At 44.7% G+C, this 17384-nt stretch carries 18 protein-coding genes and 1 pseudogene; 12 read left to right on the forward strand and 7 right to left on the reverse strand.

Going from position 1 to position 17384, the window contains the following annotated elements; genetic code table 11:
* Positions 1–343: 343 nt before the first annotated feature.
* Positions 344–850 carry a 2'-5' RNA ligase family protein gene (locus BWI96_RS19535; RefSeq protein WP_106638204.1) on the reverse strand — a complete coding sequence of 169 codons (507 nt, stop codon included), beginning with the start codon at positions 848–850 and terminating at the stop codon, positions 344–346.
* A 57-nt stretch (positions 851–907) separates the two neighbouring features.
* On the opposite strand from BWI96_RS19535, the gene BWI96_RS19540 reads away from it, so the two are divergent.
* Positions 908–1117: a DUF2945 domain-containing protein gene (locus tag BWI96_RS19540; protein ID WP_106638205.1), complete on the forward strand. Its 210-nt coding sequence runs from the start codon at positions 908–910 to the stop codon at positions 1115–1117.
* 80 nt (positions 1118–1197) lie between these two features.
* Positions 1198–1386, forward strand: a complete 189-nt coding sequence (locus BWI96_RS19545; protein ID WP_106638206.1) for a hypothetical protein — start codon at positions 1198–1200, stop codon at positions 1384–1386.
* Positions 1387–1454: 68 nt separating this feature from the next.
* Here the strand turns inward: BWI96_RS19545 and BWI96_RS19550 are convergent, their stop codons facing one another.
* Positions 1455–2519, reverse strand: coding sequence for an L-dopachrome tautomerase-related protein (locus BWI96_RS19550; RefSeq protein ID WP_106638207.1), 1065 nt, complete (start codon positions 2517–2519; stop codon positions 1455–1457).
* Between the two features lie 229 nt (positions 2520–2748).
* Between BWI96_RS19550 and BWI96_RS19555 the strand changes: the two are divergent.
* The 3 genes and pseudogenes from BWI96_RS19555 (at position 2749) to BWI96_RS19565 (ending at position 5076) form a co-directional block, all read left to right on the forward strand.
* Positions 2749–3245, forward strand: a pseudogene (locus tag BWI96_RS19555) (DinB family protein).
* 12 nt (positions 3246–3257) lie between these two features.
* Positions 3258–4223 carry an NAD(P)H-quinone oxidoreductase gene (locus tag BWI96_RS19560; RefSeq protein ID WP_106638208.1) on the forward strand — a complete coding sequence of 322 codons (966 nt, stop codon included), beginning with the start codon at positions 3258–3260 and terminating at the stop codon, positions 4221–4223.
* A gap of 97 nt (positions 4224–4320) precedes the next feature.
* Entirely contained in the window at positions 4321–5076 is a 756-nt protein-coding gene (locus BWI96_RS19565) for an NIPSNAP family protein (RefSeq protein WP_106638209.1), read from the forward strand.
* A gap of 439 nt (positions 5077–5515) precedes the next feature.
* Here the strand turns inward: BWI96_RS19565 and hisS are convergent, their stop codons facing one another.
* Positions 5516–6877, reverse strand: coding sequence for a histidine--tRNA ligase (gene hisS, locus BWI96_RS19570; RefSeq protein WP_106638256.1), 1362 nt, complete (start codon positions 6875–6877; stop codon positions 5516–5518).
* Positions 6878–7135: 258 nt separating this feature from the next.
* Between hisS and BWI96_RS22040 the strand changes: the two genes are divergently transcribed.
* Positions 7136–7282, forward strand: a complete 147-nt coding sequence (locus BWI96_RS22040; protein ID WP_198555320.1) for a hypothetical protein — start codon at positions 7136–7138, stop codon at positions 7280–7282.
* A gap of 40 nt (positions 7283–7322) precedes the next feature.
* On the opposite strand, the gene BWI96_RS19575 is transcribed toward BWI96_RS22040, so the two are convergent.
* Complete coding sequence (locus tag BWI96_RS19575; protein WP_157830455.1) at positions 7323–7745, reverse strand: hypothetical protein; 423 nt, start codon at positions 7743–7745, stop codon at positions 7323–7325.
* Between the two features lie 258 nt (positions 7746–8003).
* On the opposite strand from BWI96_RS19575, the gene BWI96_RS19580 reads away from it, so the two are divergent.
* The 3 genes from BWI96_RS19580 to BWI96_RS19590 all read left to right on the forward strand — a co-directional run bounded on the left by BWI96_RS19580 (position 8004) and on the right by BWI96_RS19590 (position 11084).
* A complete protein-coding gene (locus BWI96_RS19580; protein ID WP_106638211.1) occupies positions 8004–8780 on the forward strand; it encodes a DUF1080 domain-containing protein in 777 nt (258 codons plus the stop codon).
* Between the two features lie 129 nt (positions 8781–8909).
* A complete protein-coding gene (locus BWI96_RS19585; RefSeq protein ID WP_106638212.1) occupies positions 8910–9674 on the forward strand; it encodes a class I SAM-dependent methyltransferase in 765 nt (254 codons plus the stop codon).
* A 120-nt stretch (positions 9675–9794) separates the two neighbouring features.
* Positions 9795–11084: an aminopeptidase P N-terminal domain-containing protein gene (locus BWI96_RS19590; protein WP_106638213.1), complete on the forward strand. Its 1290-nt coding sequence runs from the start codon at positions 9795–9797 to the stop codon at positions 11082–11084.
* 177 nt (positions 11085–11261) lie between these two features.
* Here BWI96_RS19590 and BWI96_RS19595 read toward each other — a convergent pair whose 3' ends face one another.
* Positions 11262–11564, reverse strand: coding sequence for a hypothetical protein (locus tag BWI96_RS19595; protein WP_106638214.1), 303 nt, complete (start codon positions 11562–11564; stop codon positions 11262–11264).
* A 208-nt stretch (positions 11565–11772) separates the two neighbouring features.
* On the opposite strand from BWI96_RS19595, the gene BWI96_RS19600 reads away from it, so the two are divergent.
* The gene (locus BWI96_RS19600; protein WP_157830456.1) at positions 11773–12291 is read left to right on the forward strand and encodes a hypothetical protein; all 519 of its coding nucleotides are present in this window, start codon (positions 11773–11775) and stop codon (positions 12289–12291) included.
* Between the two features lie 206 nt (positions 12292–12497).
* Here the strand turns inward: BWI96_RS19600 and BWI96_RS19605 are convergent, their stop codons facing one another.
* Together BWI96_RS19605 and dacB are read right to left on the reverse strand one after the other, a co-directional pair.
* A complete protein-coding gene (locus BWI96_RS19605) occupies positions 12498–13031 on the reverse strand; it encodes a DUF1003 domain-containing protein (RefSeq protein ID WP_106638216.1) in 534 nt (177 codons plus the stop codon).
* A gap of 34 nt (positions 13032–13065) precedes the next feature.
* On the reverse strand, positions 13066–14544 hold the full coding sequence (gene dacB, locus BWI96_RS19610) for a D-alanyl-D-alanine carboxypeptidase/D-alanyl-D-alanine-endopeptidase (RefSeq protein WP_106638217.1): 1479 nt from the start codon (positions 14542–14544) through the stop codon (positions 13066–13068).
* Positions 14545–14825: 281 nt separating this feature from the next.
* Here dacB and BWI96_RS19615 point away from each other — a divergent pair, with 281 nt between their 5' ends.
* Together BWI96_RS19615 and BWI96_RS19620 are read left to right on the forward strand one after the other, a co-directional pair.
* Positions 14826–16244: an MBL fold metallo-hydrolase RNA specificity domain-containing protein gene (locus tag BWI96_RS19615; RefSeq protein ID WP_106638218.1), complete on the forward strand. Its 1419-nt coding sequence runs from the start codon at positions 14826–14828 to the stop codon at positions 16242–16244.
* Positions 16245–16407: 163 nt separating this feature from the next.
* Positions 16408–17361, forward strand: coding sequence for an acetyl-CoA carboxylase carboxyltransferase subunit alpha (locus BWI96_RS19620; RefSeq protein ID WP_106638219.1), 954 nt, complete (start codon positions 16408–16410; stop codon positions 17359–17361).
* The last annotated feature ends 23 nt before the right edge of the window (positions 17362–17384 follow it).

Here is a 17384-nt window from a genome sequence, read left to right on the forward strand (position 1 = left end):
CGCTAATTTCTTAAAGGCATAACTATACTTCTTTTTCTTTTGCATTGCTCCTTTCAGTTAATGTCTAACTTTTCGGGGGCAATCCAAAAAGTCGCGTCTGGGTAAGAGGCGGTTTTATTACCTCTACATTATTTTTCATCGCCCGACTAGACGCTCCCACCCTGGCTAGTCACCTCCCGCCTTGGCTGGTGTCCTCACCAGCCATGAATAAAACTATAGTGGTTAGTGAGGACACTAGCCAGGGCGGATGACCATTTTGTTACCTCTACATTATTTTCATCGACCGGCCACACGCAATGAAGTCGCGTCTCTACGTGATAATCACGCCGATCCATAATCGCTCTTATTTAAACTCAAATTCCTTCAGAAACTTCCAAGTCCCCTGATGGTATTCCCACAAGATTAACCCCTGAGCAGTAATCGCAAAAGGCTCAAAGGTCTCCTCTAATTGAGCAGCCAGTTGCTTCGCTTCTTCCGGGCTTACTTTATTCTGCACGGTAATATGCGGCCATAACCCTTGCTGATCCTGTGGAATCAGAAATTCCTTCCAACTTTTCTGAAGCTGTTTATGTAAAGTTTTGAGCGTATTACTTTCCACTCGAAAGGCAACTCCTTTGCCAATCATTTTTACTTCACTCACCTGCATTTCGAAGGCTTCTCTTTGGGTGACCTTAAGTAAAGTATCCTCTATGCCAGGGTCAGCATTCGGTAACTGATGAAATAAGGATAAATGAGCATTCAGATAGTTCTTTTCTACTGGAAAATATCTTTTTCGTAGGTCATCAAAATACGTCTGTGACGTTGGGTCTAGCTTGACCGTCAGGATCAACGGAATGGATTCATTCATCATTTAATAATTACTGGAATGATTTATTAGTACTTAGTTTTTAAACAAATAATAAGACCAATGAAAAAAGGAGATAAAGTAAGCTGGAAGTGGGGAAATGGGAAGGCTCACGGAACAATTGATTCCGTACATAAAGAAACGTATGAAAAGACCATCAAAGGCGAGAAAATAACTCGACACGGCACAGATGACAATCCGGCTCTGGTTATTAAACAGGAAGATGGCGATCTGGTGCTGAAACTGGCCTCAGAAGTCAGTAAAGGGGAATAATCTCTTTTCTCTTATAAACTGGAATGGATTTTTAACGTATAGATTTTATTAACTTCTTGTTCACATATCCCTTTACCCTTATGAAAACATTACAAAACTCTCGCCTGTCTATCTACGTTATTCTCGCAACCTTAATGGTAAGTTTAACCAGTTGCGAAGCCATTAAGGGTATTTTTAAAGCCGGTGTTTGGAGCGGTATTATCCTGGTCGTTTTAGGCGTTGCTCTGGTGATCTGGGTCGTTTCAAAACTCTTCGGTGGTGGCCGTTAATTTCCTTTTCTGACATAAATAATAAAAGCCCTGAATCTCAACTATTCAGGGCTTTTATTATTTACTGGCTATAATTTTAGCTTGTACATCCGAAAAGGATACTCTACTTTATTCTTTCCTTGATTAAACTTTGCTAATCGCTGATACTGAGCTGCGGTAACGTATAAATAGCCATCCGGGCCAATGGCGTAGCTATCGGGCCATAACAGCCGATCGTCCTGAACAAGCGTTTCGAATTGCTTGCGTTTGGCATTATACCGATGCAGCGTTTTCTTTTCCGAATCACCCATGTAAACATTTCCCGCTTTGTCCGCAAACATACCATGGGAAATTCCTGCCACACCTACGGTCTCTACTTTAGCTTTCAACTGCTCCGCCGATAACGAAGCATCCGCCAGAGCCGCCGTTGGAATTCGGAATAATTTGGTTTGCGTGATGGGTCGGTAATAGAAGTATTCGCCCGCCAGAGCAATGCCATTCACGTTACTACTGAAAGGCTTTCCTGACTGATCTTTTACTTCAATGCCATCAATGTGTAAATGATAAGTAGGGTCGGCCGTGGTTGAAGCGTCTTTTTCCAGTACTGTTCGGCTTTTGCCCGTTTTTAAATCCAGCACCACAAGGGCTGCCCGGCTAGGATCAGATAAATACGCCAGATTCCGTTTGGTATCGACATTCAAATCATTAAGTCCGGTTTTGCTACGGGGCAAATCTTCAAATCGATAAATGCGTTCAATCTGGTTCGTAGCCAGGTTAATTTTCAATAGCTTGATTCCCTCCGCAATCGACTTTCCAAAATCAGGATTGGCTGGATCTAAAGCCCATAAAGTGTTGGTATCATCAATGAAAACTGCCTGTAAGCTGACGAAACGATCCTGTACATGCGTAGTATCCCAGGTATTCCACTCCTGATTGGGATAGGGCACTTCCGAGCCGTCAGCCTTAATTTCAATCAAGGCATTTATATAATCATTGGACCATTTGGGGAACGTTACAAAGGTTCGGCCCTCCTTTGAGATAGCCAGGCCCACGGGTTGATATTTCCCAAATTGATGAGCTTCTTCGAGCTTATTTTTAGTGGATTGAGCCAGGGCTGTACTGCTCAATAAGACCCCCGCTCCCCACCAAAGCAATTGCTTTTCATAAGAATGATGAACTTTTAGTCGATAAATTTCAGCGGCAAACTAATTTAGATAATGATGTATCGTTGATGAGGACTGCTGGAAACGTTCTTCTATACCGTTTACTAACCAAAACACGAGTACCAACCGCCGGGGCTAACCCGTGGAATTGATTTTATGTTTGAAAGAAAACTTCAAAACCTCTCTAACCCATCTAACACATAAACTAGATTAAAATATCATGGCAGAAAAACGTGAAGTGTGGTTACGCGGTCCCCTACCCGATATGCCCGTTTTATTACAGCCTGTAGCTCATGCCTTGCTTCAGGCTCGGGAAGAACTAGCTGAACTCACCCAGGATTTTCCTTCGGTTCGTCTCTGGGAGCGTCCTTCTGAACTAGCTTCACCCGGTTTTCACCTGCAACACCTGACGGGCGTTCTTGATCGCCTGTACACCTATGCTCGCGGCGAAGCCCTTACGGAAACGCAACTGGAATACCTCAGGCTGAAGGCCTGGCAACCGATGTACGTACGGAAGAGCTGGTGCAGCGTTTTAATACTCAGGTAGAAAAAGCGTTGGAGCAACTTCGCCAGACCCATCCCGATCAACTGACCCAGGTACGTGGCGTGGGCCGGGCTCAGTTACCTTCTACCGTACTTGGCCTTTATGTTCATTCGGCAGAGCATACCATGCGACATGTAGGCCAGTTACTCGTGACAATTCGTGTGTTATCTTAAACCTCTTTACCCATGAAAGCAATCATAGTTACTCAGGCTGGTGGCCCGGAAGTATTGCAACTAGCCGAACGCCCTTCGCCACAACCCGTCGAAAATCAGGTAATTATTAAAGTAGAAGCAGCGGGCCTGAACCGGGCCGACGTTATGATGCGGCAGGGCAAGTACGGCAAGCCAGAAGATACTCCAGAAATTCTGGGTCTGGAAGTAGCCGGAACGATCTGTGCCTGCGGGCCGAAAGTAACCCACTGGAAGAAAGGAGATCGGGTGTGTGCCCTGATTCGTGGCGGGGGTTACGCTGAGTATGCCGTAGCCGATTTCCGTCATTGCTTACCCATTCCCGAAAACGTCTCGATGATAGAAGCGGCGGGCTTACCCGAAACCGTATTAACCGTCTGGAGTAATGTTTTCCAGCGAATGCGGGTACAAACGGGAGAAACCCTGCTCATTCAGGGAGGTACCAGCGGCATTGGCTTAACGGCTATTCAACTGGCTCGGGCCTTTGGCGTTCGGGTTTTTGCCACAGCAGGGTCCGACGAAAAATGTGCCTTTGCCCAAAGCTGGGGAGCCGAGCGTTGCATCAACTATAAAACCCAGGATTTTGAAAAGGAGCTAGCTCCCATCGGTGTTGACGCAATTCTGGATTACATTGGTGGCGATTATACGGCTAAACACCTGCGAATTCTTAAACCGGAAGGTCGCCTCTGCTGGCTGGCGGGAATGGAAGGCGTCAAATCGACGATTAACATCATGGATATTATGACGAAACGACTGAGCCTAACCGGCAGCACACTTTCGCCCCGTACCGACGATTTCAAGGCCCAGTTAACTGCCGATGTGGAAATGCGGGTCTGGCCGCTGGTGGCTCAGGGGAAGTTGAAAACGCACGTTTCCAAAACTTTTCCACTGGAACAGGCTGCTGAAGCTCATACGTATATGGAAGAGGGTGGACACATTGGAAAGATCATTCTTACGATCTAAATCGTCAATACCTTTTCAAAAATCCCGTCAGAATCATTACTGACGGGATTTTTGTCTATTATATTTGATCGAATAAATCAATAACCTCTACACATTCATGAATCGTCGGACTTTCGTCTCGTCTACACTAATGGCGGGTACTGCTGCCGTGGCAGAACCTTTTTCTACTTCCGCTGACACCACAAGTTATTTCGAATTACGGGTTTACGAACTGAAAGGGAATGCTCAGGAAAATTATCTAAAGTCGGCCCTGGTGCCAGCCCTTAACCGCCAGGGAATTAAAAATGTGGGCGTGTTTCGGGAATTAGGAAAAGGCGAACCCCCACTTTTATACGTGCTAATTCCCTACCCTTCAATCAACGCTTTTGCTGAAGTAAATAGTCGCTTATCTCAGGATTCGGAGTACCAGAAAGCCAGCGAAAGCTACCGGAATTTGTTACCTGACCGAGCCTCTTACGCTCGTTATAAATCTTCTTTCATGCAGGCTTTTTCGGGATTTCCCCAACTGGCTGTGCCTAAAAACGAAAGTCGGATTTTTGAATTAAGAACCTACGAGGGCTTTAGCGAAGACGCCGTTCGCCGCAAAATTGCGATGTTCAACGACGCTGAGATTCAGGTCTTTAATAAGGTAGGATTAACGCCCGTATTTTTTGGTGAAGTGAAAATTGGCGATTCCCTGCCTTGCCTGACGTACTTGCTAACCTTTCCATCCATGGAAGTAAGGGACGCTAACTGGAAGAAATTTGGTAACGATGCCGACTGGAAACGAATCTCCGGTCTTCCCGAATACGCCAATACGGTGTCCAGAATTCAACGCGTATTTCTGGAGCCCGTCGCTTTTTCTCAAATTTAAGCGAGGATTTAAAATATATAATCGTCGGACTCTCACGCGAATCGTGGCTTTTGAAACTTTGAGGGATTGGATTCCCTCCCTTCGCTGTGGTGACAGGCTTGAGGGATAACGGCAGGTAGGAACCTGCCTTATTTTAGGAACGTAATGGAATCTCGCACCAGTGATTGCAAATAGTAATTTCTCCTAAGTGTCATCTTGAACGAAGTGAGAGACCTTCTGTAGCATGGGGCGGTTCTGAGTTTATTAACGTTCCCTTAAAACCAAGTAGGTTCGTAAATTCACATAAGTTCCTTCGCTCTGGATAATAGGGAAAAGGAAATACTTCATGGCTGCCAGCAAAAAAGCTGGCCGGGTTACGCTGGCAGAGGAAAAGTAAAAGGGCACCTGATGATCAGGTGCCCTTTTACTTTGATGTGGATACAATTAACCCATTGTCCCCTTACTTCAACAACTCAATCAATGCTTCGGCGGTAACTTTCTGTTGCTCACCAGTAGTCATATTTTTTAGGGTTAACTCCCCCGTTTCCATTTCGGTTGAACCGATTAATACCACAAAAGGAATTTTCTTACGGTCGGCGTAATCAAGCTGTTTTTTAAGCTTGGCAGAATCAGGGTATAATTCGGCATTGATACCTGCCTGACGAGCTTTTTGTAATAAAGGCAATGAATACATCTCTGCCTGAGCGTCGAAATTAGTGAAAAGAACCTTCGTCGTTACACGCTGATTCTCGGGGAAGAGTTTCAGTTCTTCCATCACATCATAAATCCGGTCTACTCCCAGCGAAATACCAACGCCCGACAGATTAGGCACGCCAAAAGCAGCCGTCAGGTTATCGTAACGCCCTCCGCCTGAGATACTACCGATCTGAACGCCATTGGCTTTTACTTCGAAAATAGCTCCGGTGTAATAACTCAGCCCCCGAGCCAGGGTAATATCGAGTTGAATCTGGTTTTCCGGCAGCCCCATCGTGCGAACCATCTGCCATAGCGTTTCCAGTTCCTGCACGCCTTTCATTCCTACCTCAGAGCCTTGCAACCAGCTTTTCAAACTGGCAAAAGTTTCTTCATTAGAAGTCAGGCTGCTGAATAGAGGTTGCAGTTTATCGATCGAATCGTTTGAAATTCCTCTTTCCCGCAACTCTTCCTCTACCTTTTCTTTACCTACCTTATCCAGTTTATCAATTGCTACGAACAAAGTCGTTTCCATGCCGGCTACGCCAATTACTTCCGCAATTCCACTCAGAATTTTACGGTTGTTAATCTTGATCGTGAAGTTTTCGATGGAAAGTCCCTGAAAAATTTCGTGCAACATCGCTACGATCTCGGCTTCGCAGAGCAAGGAATCCGTACCAACAATGTCAGCATCACACTGATAAAATTCCCGGTAACGTCCTTTTTGCGGACGGTCGGCCCGCCAGACGGGCTGTAACTGGTAACGTTTGAAAGGAAAGGTTAACTCACCCCGATTCATCACCACGTAACGGGCAAAGGGCACCGTCAGGTCATAACGCAGGCCTTTCTCGGCAATTTTTGGAGTTAACTTTTTATAGCCTTCTTCCAGATCGGAAGGCTGGATTTTTTCAGAAAAATTACCCGAATTCAGTACTTTAAATAACAGTTGGTCGCCTTCTTCGCCGTATTTACCCATCAGCACCGAGAGATTTTCCAGCGTGGGTGTTTCCAGCGGCTGAAAACCATATTTCTGAAACGTACGACGGATGGTATCAAAGATAAAATTCCGCTTCACCATCTGCTCTGGACCAAAATCGCGGGTCCCTCGGGGAAGGCTGGGTTTTTGTATACTCATGATGGTATGGATGCCGGAAGCAGGGGAAATCTCCCGAATAAAAGCTAAATGAATGATTTGATGCTGCAAAAATAGCAGGGAAAGCCCTTTACTTCCGTATTAATCTAAATTTCCTTGATATTTCGGAGGAATGAGATTTGACATTTGCCGAAAAACCAGTATTTTTGCGGCTCATTTTAGGTTCTGAGTATGAGAATCAGGTATTCCTGGATTACTCGAACCGGTAACCAGTAATACCAAACTTCCAAAATCATGGGTGTATCACAACTGAAACGCAAGGATCGCAGAAATAAGGCTATCGCGAATAACAAAGTAACGACGATCAAACGCCTTACACTGAAACCTACTATCAAGAAAGTAGACGTAGAAGCAATCAAAGCTTCTTTCGAAAAGAAATAAGTAGTTAACACAATGGTTAACTTAATTTTCTGGAACCCTGCTACGATTGTTTAGCAGGGTTTTCTTTTGTAGCTTCTTTAGGTTTCTCCTTATCCGGGTTTTGTTGCTTGGTCCGTTGCGTTTTCTTCTTGACGATCATCGCCTTGGGTTTGGCAAATAATCGCCGATTTTTTCGAATAAAACGACGCATCTCCCGTCGGGTGTCCATCCGGGTACGAATTCGCAACGCGTTTCCGTACATGATAAATCCGGTAATCATTAATACCAGGGCATAAATTCCCAACAGAAACCAGCGGTTAAAAACCTCCCCCGCCGCCTGAAGCCAGACCGCCCGCACCAGCACTATGATCCCATAGCTGGATAAAATCATACTAAAAACAGACAGCAAAATCCACTTGGTCCGCAAACTCATGTGCTTGACGAGTTGCCTTCCGGGTGCCTTTTTATTTTCAATAACTTTCATAACCTTAAGGACATATTTAAGAGTACCAGGGGGATCGTATGATCCATCAAAACAGAACCCTAACTTTTTTAATTCCTACTAGCTTGTCGCTGCTTAAACGTTTTCTGTTTCTGAACAGGCCTATCGTATATAACCGAATTTTTATATTTTTATACCAAAAATGTACCAAAAATCCTTTTTTTTTGAAAAATTAGCTATATACGAATCTGTTGGCGTAATTTCCAGCCACAATCTTACTTTCAAATTTTGTATTGACCAATGCAGATCGCTCAAAAGCTAACACTCTCGCTGTGTTTATCATTAACTGCCCTGGGTTATGTTTCAGCTCAGGACCAACGAGCTGTCAAGAAAAACTACCTCGTTAAACCTGAAGAAACTGAGTTCTGGGACCCCGAAATTCCAACGGTAACTCCCGGAAAAGCTTACGGTATTCCCCCATCCGACGCCATTGTTCTCTTTGATGGTAAAAATCTGGATAACTGGGTTTCTGTAAAAGATGGCAGCCCCGCCAAGTGGGAAGTAAAAGACGGTGCTTTTACGGTTGTGAAAGGTGCCGGTAATATCTCCACCAAGCAGGATTTCCAGGATTACCAACTCCACATCGAATGGCGTTCACCTAACGAACCCGAAACACTAAAAAGTCAGGGTAAAGGAAACAGCGGTATTTTCATGCAGGGTATGTATGAAGTTCAGGTGCTGAATAGCTACCAGAACCGCTCCTATCGTAACGGTCAGGCCGGGTCGATTTACAAACAAACGGCTCCGATGATTAACCCTATTCGTCCGATGGGTGAATGGAATACCTACGATATTATTTATACGGCCCCCCGCTTTAACCAGAATGGTGGCGTGGAGACCCCTCCTTATGTAACGGTGATTTTCAACGGTATTGTTGTACAGAACCACACGAAAATTCAGGGTTCAACGGAATACATTGGAGCTCCTAAAAATGTCCCTCACGGCAAAGGCCCCATCAGTTTACAGGATCATGGGAATGCCGTAAGCTTCCGCAACATCTGGATTCGGGAGTTATAAGCCTTCCATTCGTTATAGACCTAAGGGTAGAGCATGGCTCTACCCTTTTTTATTTGCCAGCCAGTCAAACATCCGCAGATAACGTAGATGTCTTATCTTTGCCGACTATCACTCTTAGCATTTCATTAAGTGAAGCGATTAATCTCCTTAGTTCTTCGTACAGTACCCCGCCCCGTTTTACAACGGGTTAGTTATATTCCCCTGAAAATCACTGCTTTTTTCTTACGTGGAAATGACAAGGAATGTCCCGTTTGTGGCAAAACCTTTCGTCGTTTCTTACCCTACGGACGTTTACAGTCGAGAGCCAACGCTCTGTGCCCTAATTGTCTGGCTCTGGAGCGGCACCGACTCATGTATCTGTTCCTAAAAGAAAGAACCGATTTTTTCCAGGGAAAAAAGAAAGTACTTCACGTAGCTCCGGAGCATTGCTTCATGGAACGTTTCGAGAAAATACACGGAGATGGCTATATCACGGCGGATATTGAAAGTCCGCTGGCGAAGGTAAAAATGGATATTCACCAGATACCTTTCCCTGATAACACCTTCGATGTGGCCTTCTGTAACCACGTTCTCGAACACGTTGACGATTACCATCAGGCCACTCGGGAATTGCACCGGGTGCTGAAACCTGGCGGTTGGGCCATTATTCAATCGCCGCAGGACTGGTCTAAGCCTCATACCTTCGAAGATCCGACGATTACCGATCCTAAAGAACGCGAGCGTATTTTTTGGCAAAATGACCACCTCCGGCTCTTCGGACAAGACTATGGTCAGGAGTTAGCCAAAGGTGGTTTTAACGTTCGCGAGGATCGCTTTGTGCTGGAAATGCCCCGCGAAAAAGTGGAACGTTATGCCCTGCCCAGCAAGGAGATTATTTACTACTGCCAAAAATAGTGTCTAAGCCATCAGCTGGTTTTGGCAGACTGTTGATGATCGAACCGTGATTAGCAAGTAATATCTCACTGCTTCTTCATCCTGTCATTTTTTACCAGAACGCGAAAATCAATTAAACGCATGAAATATCACCCCATTCCGAACAAGCTATTTATCCGTAATCGCCATCGTTTAAGTAACCTGCTCAAACCCAAATCTATTGCTATTTTTCACTCCAACGACATTCTGCCGACCAATGCCGATGGAACGCTACGTCTGCGTCAAAATAGCGACCTCTTCTATCTCTCAGGTATTGATCAGGAAGAAAGTATTGTGGTATTATTCCCCGATGCTCCCGATGAAAAACACCGTGAAATTCTCTTCCTGAGAGAAACCAACGAGCACATTGCCGTTTGGGAAGGATATAAATACACGAAAGAACACGCTCGGGAAGTATCCGGTATTCAGACCGTTTACTGGACTCGTCAATTTGATACGATTATTCGTACCCTGATTTTTGAAGCCGAGCATATTTATCTGAATGCCAATGAACATACTCGGGCAGACATCGTAGTGGAAACTCGTGAGGCTCGATTTGTACAAAAATATCAGTCACTGTATCCTCTTCATAAATTCGAGCGTCTGGCTCCGTTGATGCATAACCTTCGGGCCATTAAGCAGGAAGAAGAACTTCCGCTGCTTCAGGAAGCCATGCGAATTACCGAAGATGGCTTCCGTCGTTTGCTTTCCTTTGTGAAGCCCGGTGTGTGGGAATTTGAAATTGAAGCCGAATTATTACACGAATTCGTTCGTCAACGGTCCAAAGGCTTTGCTTACGAGCCTATCATTGCTTCAGGAGCGAATGCCTGTGTACTTCACTACCTGGCCAACGATCAGCAGTGCAAAGCGGGTGACGTTATCCTACTGGATGTAGCTGCCGAATACGCCAATTACAATGCTGATATGACTCGTTCCATTCCGGTTTCGGGTCGTTATACACCCCGCCAGCGTCAGGTGTACGATGCTGTTCATCGCGTTATGAAAGAAGCTACAGCGATGCTTGTGCCCGGAAACCTCTGGGATGAATATCACTACGAAGTAGGTAAAATCATGGAAAGCGAGCTGAAAGGTCTGGGACTGATCAGTCAGCATGACATTGACAATCAGGACCCTGATTGGCCGGCTTACAAAAAATACTTCATGCACGGAACCTCTCACTTCCTCGGCCTTGACGTACACGATGTAGGCAGTAAATACCGTCGCTTCGAACCCGGAATGGTATTTACCTGCGAACCAGGCATTTACATTCCCGAAGAAGGACTAGGCATCCGTCTGGAAAACAACATTCTGATTACGGAAGGCGGCAACATCGACATGATGGCCTCCATCCCCGTAGATGCCGACGAAATCGAAACGCTGATGAATGCTTAAGTTTTCAGCTTACAGTTTTCAATTTTAATTCTAAAAAAGACTCTGGCTCGTTCATGGGCCAGAGTCTTTTTTTTGAAATCGGTTTGTTTGGGATGGTGTCGCGGAGGTGCGTATATAATGTTAGTGCTAGCATTATATACGCGTTTCTCAAGAATCGTAATGAAATTTTGGACTAACTTATGAAATAATTTGATAGATAATTGCTGTTAACAATAATAAAAGTAAATCTATCCAGAATAGATAAACTAATGCATTTACTCTATTTACTAAAATCAATTCATCTTTTAAATTAGAACGTGGTGTAATAGCGAATGGCATTGCAGCTTTGATCCAAAAGAAAGGATTAGTAAAAGGGACAAAAAATATTTTCGAAAAGTTATCTCCATAATAATATCTTCCTAATCGTAAATAATAGTACCCTTTTACATTCATAATAATTGGTAATGCAAGTATGATAACTAATATAATATTGTCCAGCATAGATTAAAAGAGCTTCGTTTGGGCACTTGCTCTTTCGGATTTACAATCCGAAAGCCTTCTGTCCAGGATTTGTAATCCTCGCTAACGCTTTTCTCGAGAATTTGCGTTGCAAATGAGAATAATACTTAGAGTATTGAAATCAATCTATACTTTTCATTATTCAGATTCAATAATTAATTTAATATTAGCAATAAATATATTTCAACTTATGAAAGCATTACCTATCCTCCTATTAGCTATTTGTATTTGCTGTACTTTAAGTGAAAAAAAAGAAGTGACAATAGAGGAATTCAACATCATAGATGTACCACAGATTGAACAAGATTATGTTTTTTCAACATTTGATAAAGTTGATACTAACCTGAGTGGAGATCCCTTCGCAAAATCAAAAATAAAAGTTGACTTACAGACTATAGATGAAAAATCATTTTATCTTACTATTAACAATAAGTCAACTGATACTCTTACGCTATCTCCCAAAAATGCTATTTATATCTTAAAAGACACTGTATCCAATGATGAAAAGATCAGTGAAATATTTGTTCGCAAGTATAACTCTTCACATTTTAGACCTTTATTTTATGAAATAAATTTCCCTAGCAGTCCAATCTTATTACCTAAATCGGTTGTAAAATTTAAAATTAATTGCGGTAATTTTATTTATAAAAATCGTGTATTAGGTATTTTTTTTCAAAAAACAATTACCCATACTGGGGTGGCCAGTTAAAAATTGAGAATTGGACATTATTTAAATAAAAGCCAAGTAAACTCAGTGTGACTTAAATATTTTCTAGAAAATCTCAGCGTCACGAACGCTTTTCTAAGAAATTAATCTTTTTTAGAAAGGATAATTAACTTAGTTCAACAAATTATAACCCCGCTCTTTCGGATTGTAAATCCGAAAGAGCGGAGTAAAGGGATTTATAATCCCCCCTAATGCCCAAGCTTCGCCTTTAAATCTGCAATTTCATCCAGCAGAAAATTCATTTTATCGTGTAAACGCTGAATTTCGATTTCTGCTTTCAGATTCGTGGCATAATCGTTCCTGGCCCGTTGCCGATCTTTAGCTTCCTGTCGGTTCTGACTCATCATGATAATTGGAGCCTGAATGGCCGCTACGCAGGAAAGGATGAGATTTAACAGGATAAATGGGTAAGGGTCAAAGGGTTTCTGTAGGATAAAGTAGAAGCTATTGATCGCAATCCAGATGATGAGAAAGGCCATGAAGCTGAGAATAAACTTCCAGCTTCCCCCAAATTCCGCTACCCCATCGGCCATGCGATTACCGAAACTAGGCTGCTCGTCTGCCTCCGTTTCCGAAATTTTCTGCGTGATTAAAGTCTCATCGACAATCGTTTCCCTTACCCAGGAATGCACCTGCTGCAAGGTCTGATCCGAGCTTTCGAGTTCCGTTTCTACTTTTTTCAAATGAGCCAGCTTTCTGAACTTATGTGAGTCATTCATCATTTTTAACGTTACTAAATCGTTATAATAATTTATTCTATAAGTTGACCATCATTACCATTAACTTTTCCAGTTCACGAGTGGAACTGCCGAAGTTTAAATCATACTGCTGAATATTGAAGGCAAATGCGTAAAGCTGCCCGTTTTTTCCATTGAAGTAGCCCGCAAAAGCCCGGGTCCCTCCGATACTTCCACTCTTAGCTCTGACATTACCGGCTGCTTTGGTACCCCTACCCATGTTCTTAACCGTTCCATTTTTCCCCAAAACAGCTATGGTCGAATAGAAAGCCGGAAAGTAAGATTCCCGGGCGGCTACGGCCAGGATATCTGTCATCGTGTCGAGTGTAAGCACACTTTGGGGCGACAGTCCGCTTCCATCTTTAATCCGAAACCCAGCCAGACTTACGCGTTTCGATGTCCAGATTTTTTCCAGAGCTTTTACCCCATCCTGCGTCGTATTTCCGTAATTCAACGCCACTCCAATGGTTTTCAGAAAAGCTTCGGCGTAGAGGTTAATACTTTGGAAATTACATTCGGTTGCCAGGTCTTTTACGGTGGGTGATTGAACTTTTGCCAGCGTATCCCGAAAAGCTAAGGCTTGATTTCTTCTCAAAAAATCGAAAGACGTTTGCGAGGTATCGCCCACCGTAATGCCATTTTCCAGTAATACTTGCTGCAAAGCGGTGGCCGTGAACAAACTGGGATTAGCCAGACTTCCCTGTACCCCGAATTCCGCCGGACCCTGGGGTACGTATCCTTCCAGGAAATACTGAGACCCCAGCGGCGTTGAATAGATAGTGACCTGATCGCCCGACCGGGGGCTATCGGTTTTCACGCGGTTAATCAAGGTATAACCGGGCAAGGCAGGTTCCGTACGAATCAAGCCTGCTGGATCATCAAGCTCAGTACCGGGTTTAAAAACAGCTCGGAATTTATTCTCGTTCATGTTCAGTCCACTAACTCCAGCTCCGTAATAGTTACCCAAATCCTCCCAGGGCCAGCCGCCGGGGATACTGTTTTCGTCAAAAACACTACCGTCTCCGATAACGCGACCCGTCATATGCCGTATTTTTTTATCTCGCAAAGCCGTCGCCCAGCTTTTTAATAAGGTGGGTAAGGTCGGTGTTGATTTAAAACGGCCACTGCCCAGCGAAGGATCGCCCGAACCCCGAATCCACAGGTTACCAAACAGGGTATCATTTCGAATAACTCCGTCTGTCTCAAGCGTCGTGGTATACGTAAAGCTCTGATTCAATACGGCCAGAGCTGTTGCGGTGGTAATCAGCTTCATAGTTGAGGCCGGAGGCACCGATTTCCGATGGTGGAAAGCCAATACCGTTTGCCCGGTTTTCACGGACTTGATGCAGGCCGAAACGCTTCCATGCTGCATAAAAAAGCTGTTTTGCAAAGAGTCCAATCGGCGAATCAGAGCCTCCTGGGCCAACGTGTCAATGTTTTGAGCAAACGAGGAAGAAGCAAAAAAGACGGAAATAATCAGGAAATAGATGCGGTTCATTCGGGTTTGGATATACTGAGGATGCTCAAGTTCGGGTTTCTTTTGGTAGATTTGCCTGATTTGCTAGTCACTAACCATAAGCCACTGGTGTAGCCCGACGCGAATTTACACCGCTTTTCCGCCTGAATACGGGGCTGTGCCCTACTGAATCGAATATTCTATTCTTCAGGCAGCAAAGTGGAAATCTCTTCTCGACAAACGACCCTTCGATTTTAGGTGTACCTAATAGAACCGGCCTTTCGACTAGAGTGCTTGGGCTATAGTGGCTTTGAAGATATACAATGAAACTAACTTTTTGGGGTGCTGCCCGGCAGGTCACGGGTAGTATGTATTTGCTGGAGCTGGCGAATAATTACCGGATTCTAGTGGATTGCGGCACCAACATGAGTCGCAGCGTGGAGGAAGAAGAAGAGCCAAAAGCATTATTTCCGTTTGATGTTACGACGATTAACCTGGTTTTGCTAACGCATGCCCACATTGACCATTCCGGTAACATTCCCAACCTCTACCGCGATGGCTACGAAGGACAAGTGCTCTGTACCTCCCCTAGTTATGATCTGACCCGGCTGTTATTACTGGATGCCGCCCATCTGAACCAGAAACGATTAACCCGGGCTACCGGTGATTCCAACAAGAAAAGGAAACGCATGGCCCGGATTGAGAAGAAAGGCGACATCTATCTGGATAAGCACGTCGATGACTCGCTGGAAAACTTTGTTCCGATTGCCTTCAATCAGAAATTTCAGGTTCAGGAAGGTCTCTGGATTACCTTTATTCCGGCAGGTCACTTATTAGGGGCTGCTCATATTGTGCTGGAAATTACTGAAAACGGAGAAACGAAAACCCTCTGCTTTTCGGGCGATTTGGGTCGTAAAAACTATCCGCTTCACAGCGAGCCTTTTCCCGTACCACAGGTAGATTACCTGATTTGCGAAAGTACGTATGGAGCCCGTCTGCACGAAGACACCCGCTCGCCAGAGGAAGCTTTGGCGGATGTTATTCGCAGAACCTGCATTAACATTCCCGGTCGGTTGATTATTCCAGCCTTCTCGGTGGGCCGAACGCAGGCGTTGCTGTTTACGCTCAACCGCTTATACTCGGAGCAAGGTTTCAAACCCATTCGGGTGTTCAGTGATAGTCCGCTGGCTCATTCCACGACGAAAGTCTACGAACGCAATATTAAATACCTGAATCAGGAAGCAAAGGATTTCAAGGAAAAGCATGGTCGGTTATTTGATTTCAAGAACCTTACTTTCGTTGAAAGCGAAAAAGCCAGCCGGGCCATCTCCAACCATAACGAACCCTGCATCATCATTTCGGCTTCAGGGATGGTTTCTGGCGGTCGCGTCGAACAGCACGTGGCAGCTAACATTGGAAACCCGTACTGTACCATTCTTTTAGTAGGTTATGCCGCTGAAGATACCCTGGGCTGGCGACTACTGAATGGTCAGAATACTTTGCGTGTCAAAGACGTAGAACATACGGTACAGGCAAAGATTGAAAAAATCGATGTCTTTAGTGGTCACGGCGATCAGAAGGATCTGGTGAATTTTGTTAAATACCAGTCTCCGACGCGATTAAAGCGTATCTTCCTGATTCACGGGGAAGAAAAATCCATGCAGACCTTCGCTAATTTACTGAACGACGAAGGGTATGCAAACGTGGAAATTCCGCTTAAAGGGCAGAGTTACGATTTATAATAACTTCGTAATGAGCCACCCATTCAACCGCAAATCCGTTAAAACTAGGTAGCTAAACGTCAAAAGAACTGCGATCACCCGCTTTTCTTATTACTTTTGCACCGCCCTAACCATTTTTGGTACGTAGCCCCTGGCTAACGAATAGGAACCCAGAAACTTGTTTATGCGAACTTTACTCGACTTTGAACGGCCCATAGCCGAACTGGAATCCCGGATTGAGGAAATGAAACGGCTGGCCGCCGAAAAAAATCTAGACGTTTCTTCGGCCACCACGGTATTAGAAAACCAACTAGTAGATCTTAAAAAAGAGACGTTCCGTAACCTGACTCGCTGGCAGCGGGTCCAAGTTTCACGTCACCCCGATCGCCCTTATACACAGGATTATATCCACCGCATCTGCACGGACTTCATTGAAATTCACGGAGATCGCCAGGTAGCTGACGATAAAGCCATCGTCGGTGGTTTTGCCACTCTGGATGGGCAGCCCGTCATGATCATTGGTCAGCAAAAAGGCCGTAATACAAAAGAACGTCAGTTCCGTAACTTCGGAATGCCCAACCCTGAGGGTTACCGCAAAGCCCTTCGCCTGATGAAAATGGCGGAGAAATTCAATGTCCCTATTGTTACCTTGATTGACACGCCCGGTGCATTTCCCGGCTTGGAAGCGGAAGAACGCGGTCAGGGAGAAGCCATCGCTCGTAACTTACGGGAAATGTTCATGCTGAAAGTTCCCGTGATCTGTGTCATCATCGGCGAAGGTGCGTCTGGTGGTGCTTTAGGGATTGCCATTGGCGATCAGGTATTAATGCTGGAAAACACCTGGTATTCTGTTATTTCACCCGAATCCTGCTCTTCTATTCTCTGGAGAAGCTGGGATTACAAAGAACAGGCAGCCGAAGCTCTTAAGTTAACGGCAACGGACATGAGTAATAATGGTCTGATTGATGGAATCATTCCTGAACCACTGGGAGGAGCTCACCTCGACCACGACCGAATGGCTGAAATTCTCAAGAATGAATTACTTACCCGTATTCATAACTTATTAGCCCTGTCTCCCGAAGAACGCATCGATCAACGAATCGAGAAGTTCTCGAAAATGGGCGTTTTTTCAGAATAATACGAATGGTTTCGGGTTGCGGC

The organism is Siphonobacter sp. SORGH_AS_0500 (genome assembly GCF_002838835.1).
GTDB lineage: Bacteria > Bacteroidota > Bacteroidia > Cytophagales > Spirosomataceae > Siphonobacter.

Bases quoted from the DNA above. Each gene is read 5' to 3' on its own strand.
- BWI96_RS19580 (WP_106638211.1), top strand. From the start codon at position 8,004: ATGCAGATCGCTCAAAAGCTAACACTCTCGCTGTGTTTATCATTAACT.
- BWI96_RS19535 (WP_106638204.1), bottom strand. From the start codon at position 850: ATGATGAATGAATCCATTCCGTTGATCCTGACGGTCAAGCTAGACCCA.
- BWI96_RS19545 (WP_106638206.1), top strand. From the start codon at position 1,198: ATGAAAACATTACAAAACTCTCGCCTGTCTATCTACGTTATTCTCGCA.
- BWI96_RS19615 (WP_106638218.1), top strand. From the start codon at position 14,826: ATGAAACTAACTTTTTGGGGTGCTGCCCGGCAGGTCACGGGTAGTATG.
- BWI96_RS19560 (WP_106638208.1), top strand. From the start codon at position 3,258: ATGAAAGCAATCATAGTTACTCAGGCTGGTGGCCCGGAAGTATTGCAA.
- BWI96_RS19540 (WP_106638205.1), top strand. From the start codon at position 908: ATGAAAAAAGGAGATAAAGTAAGCTGGAAGTGGGGAAATGGGAAGGCT.
- BWI96_RS22040 (WP_198555320.1), top strand. From the start codon at position 7,136: ATGGGTGTATCACAACTGAAACGCAAGGATCGCAGAAATAAGGCTATC.
- BWI96_RS19575 (WP_157830455.1), bottom strand. From the start codon at position 7,745: ATGAAAGTTATTGAAAATAAAAAGGCACCCGGAAGGCAACTCGTCAAG.
- BWI96_RS19620 (WP_106638219.1), top strand. From the start codon at position 16,408: ATGCGAACTTTACTCGACTTTGAACGGCCCATAGCCGAACTGGAATCC.
- BWI96_RS19590 (WP_106638213.1), top strand. From the start codon at position 9,795: ATGAAATATCACCCCATTCCGAACAAGCTATTTATCCGTAATCGCCAT.
- BWI96_RS19565 (WP_106638209.1), top strand. From the start codon at position 4,321: ATGAATCGTCGGACTTTCGTCTCGTCTACACTAATGGCGGGTACTGCT.
- BWI96_RS19595 (WP_106638214.1), bottom strand. From the start codon at position 11,564: ATGCTGGACAATATTATATTAGTTATCATACTTGCATTACCAATTATT.
- BWI96_RS19600 (WP_157830456.1), top strand. From the start codon at position 11,773: ATGAAAGCATTACCTATCCTCCTATTAGCTATTTGTATTTGCTGTACT.
- dacB (WP_106638217.1), bottom strand. From the start codon at position 14,544: ATGAACCGCATCTATTTCCTGATTATTTCCGTCTTTTTTGCTTCTTCC.
- BWI96_RS19605 (WP_106638216.1), bottom strand. From the start codon at position 13,031: ATGATGAATGACTCACATAAGTTCAGAAAGCTGGCTCATTTGAAAAAA.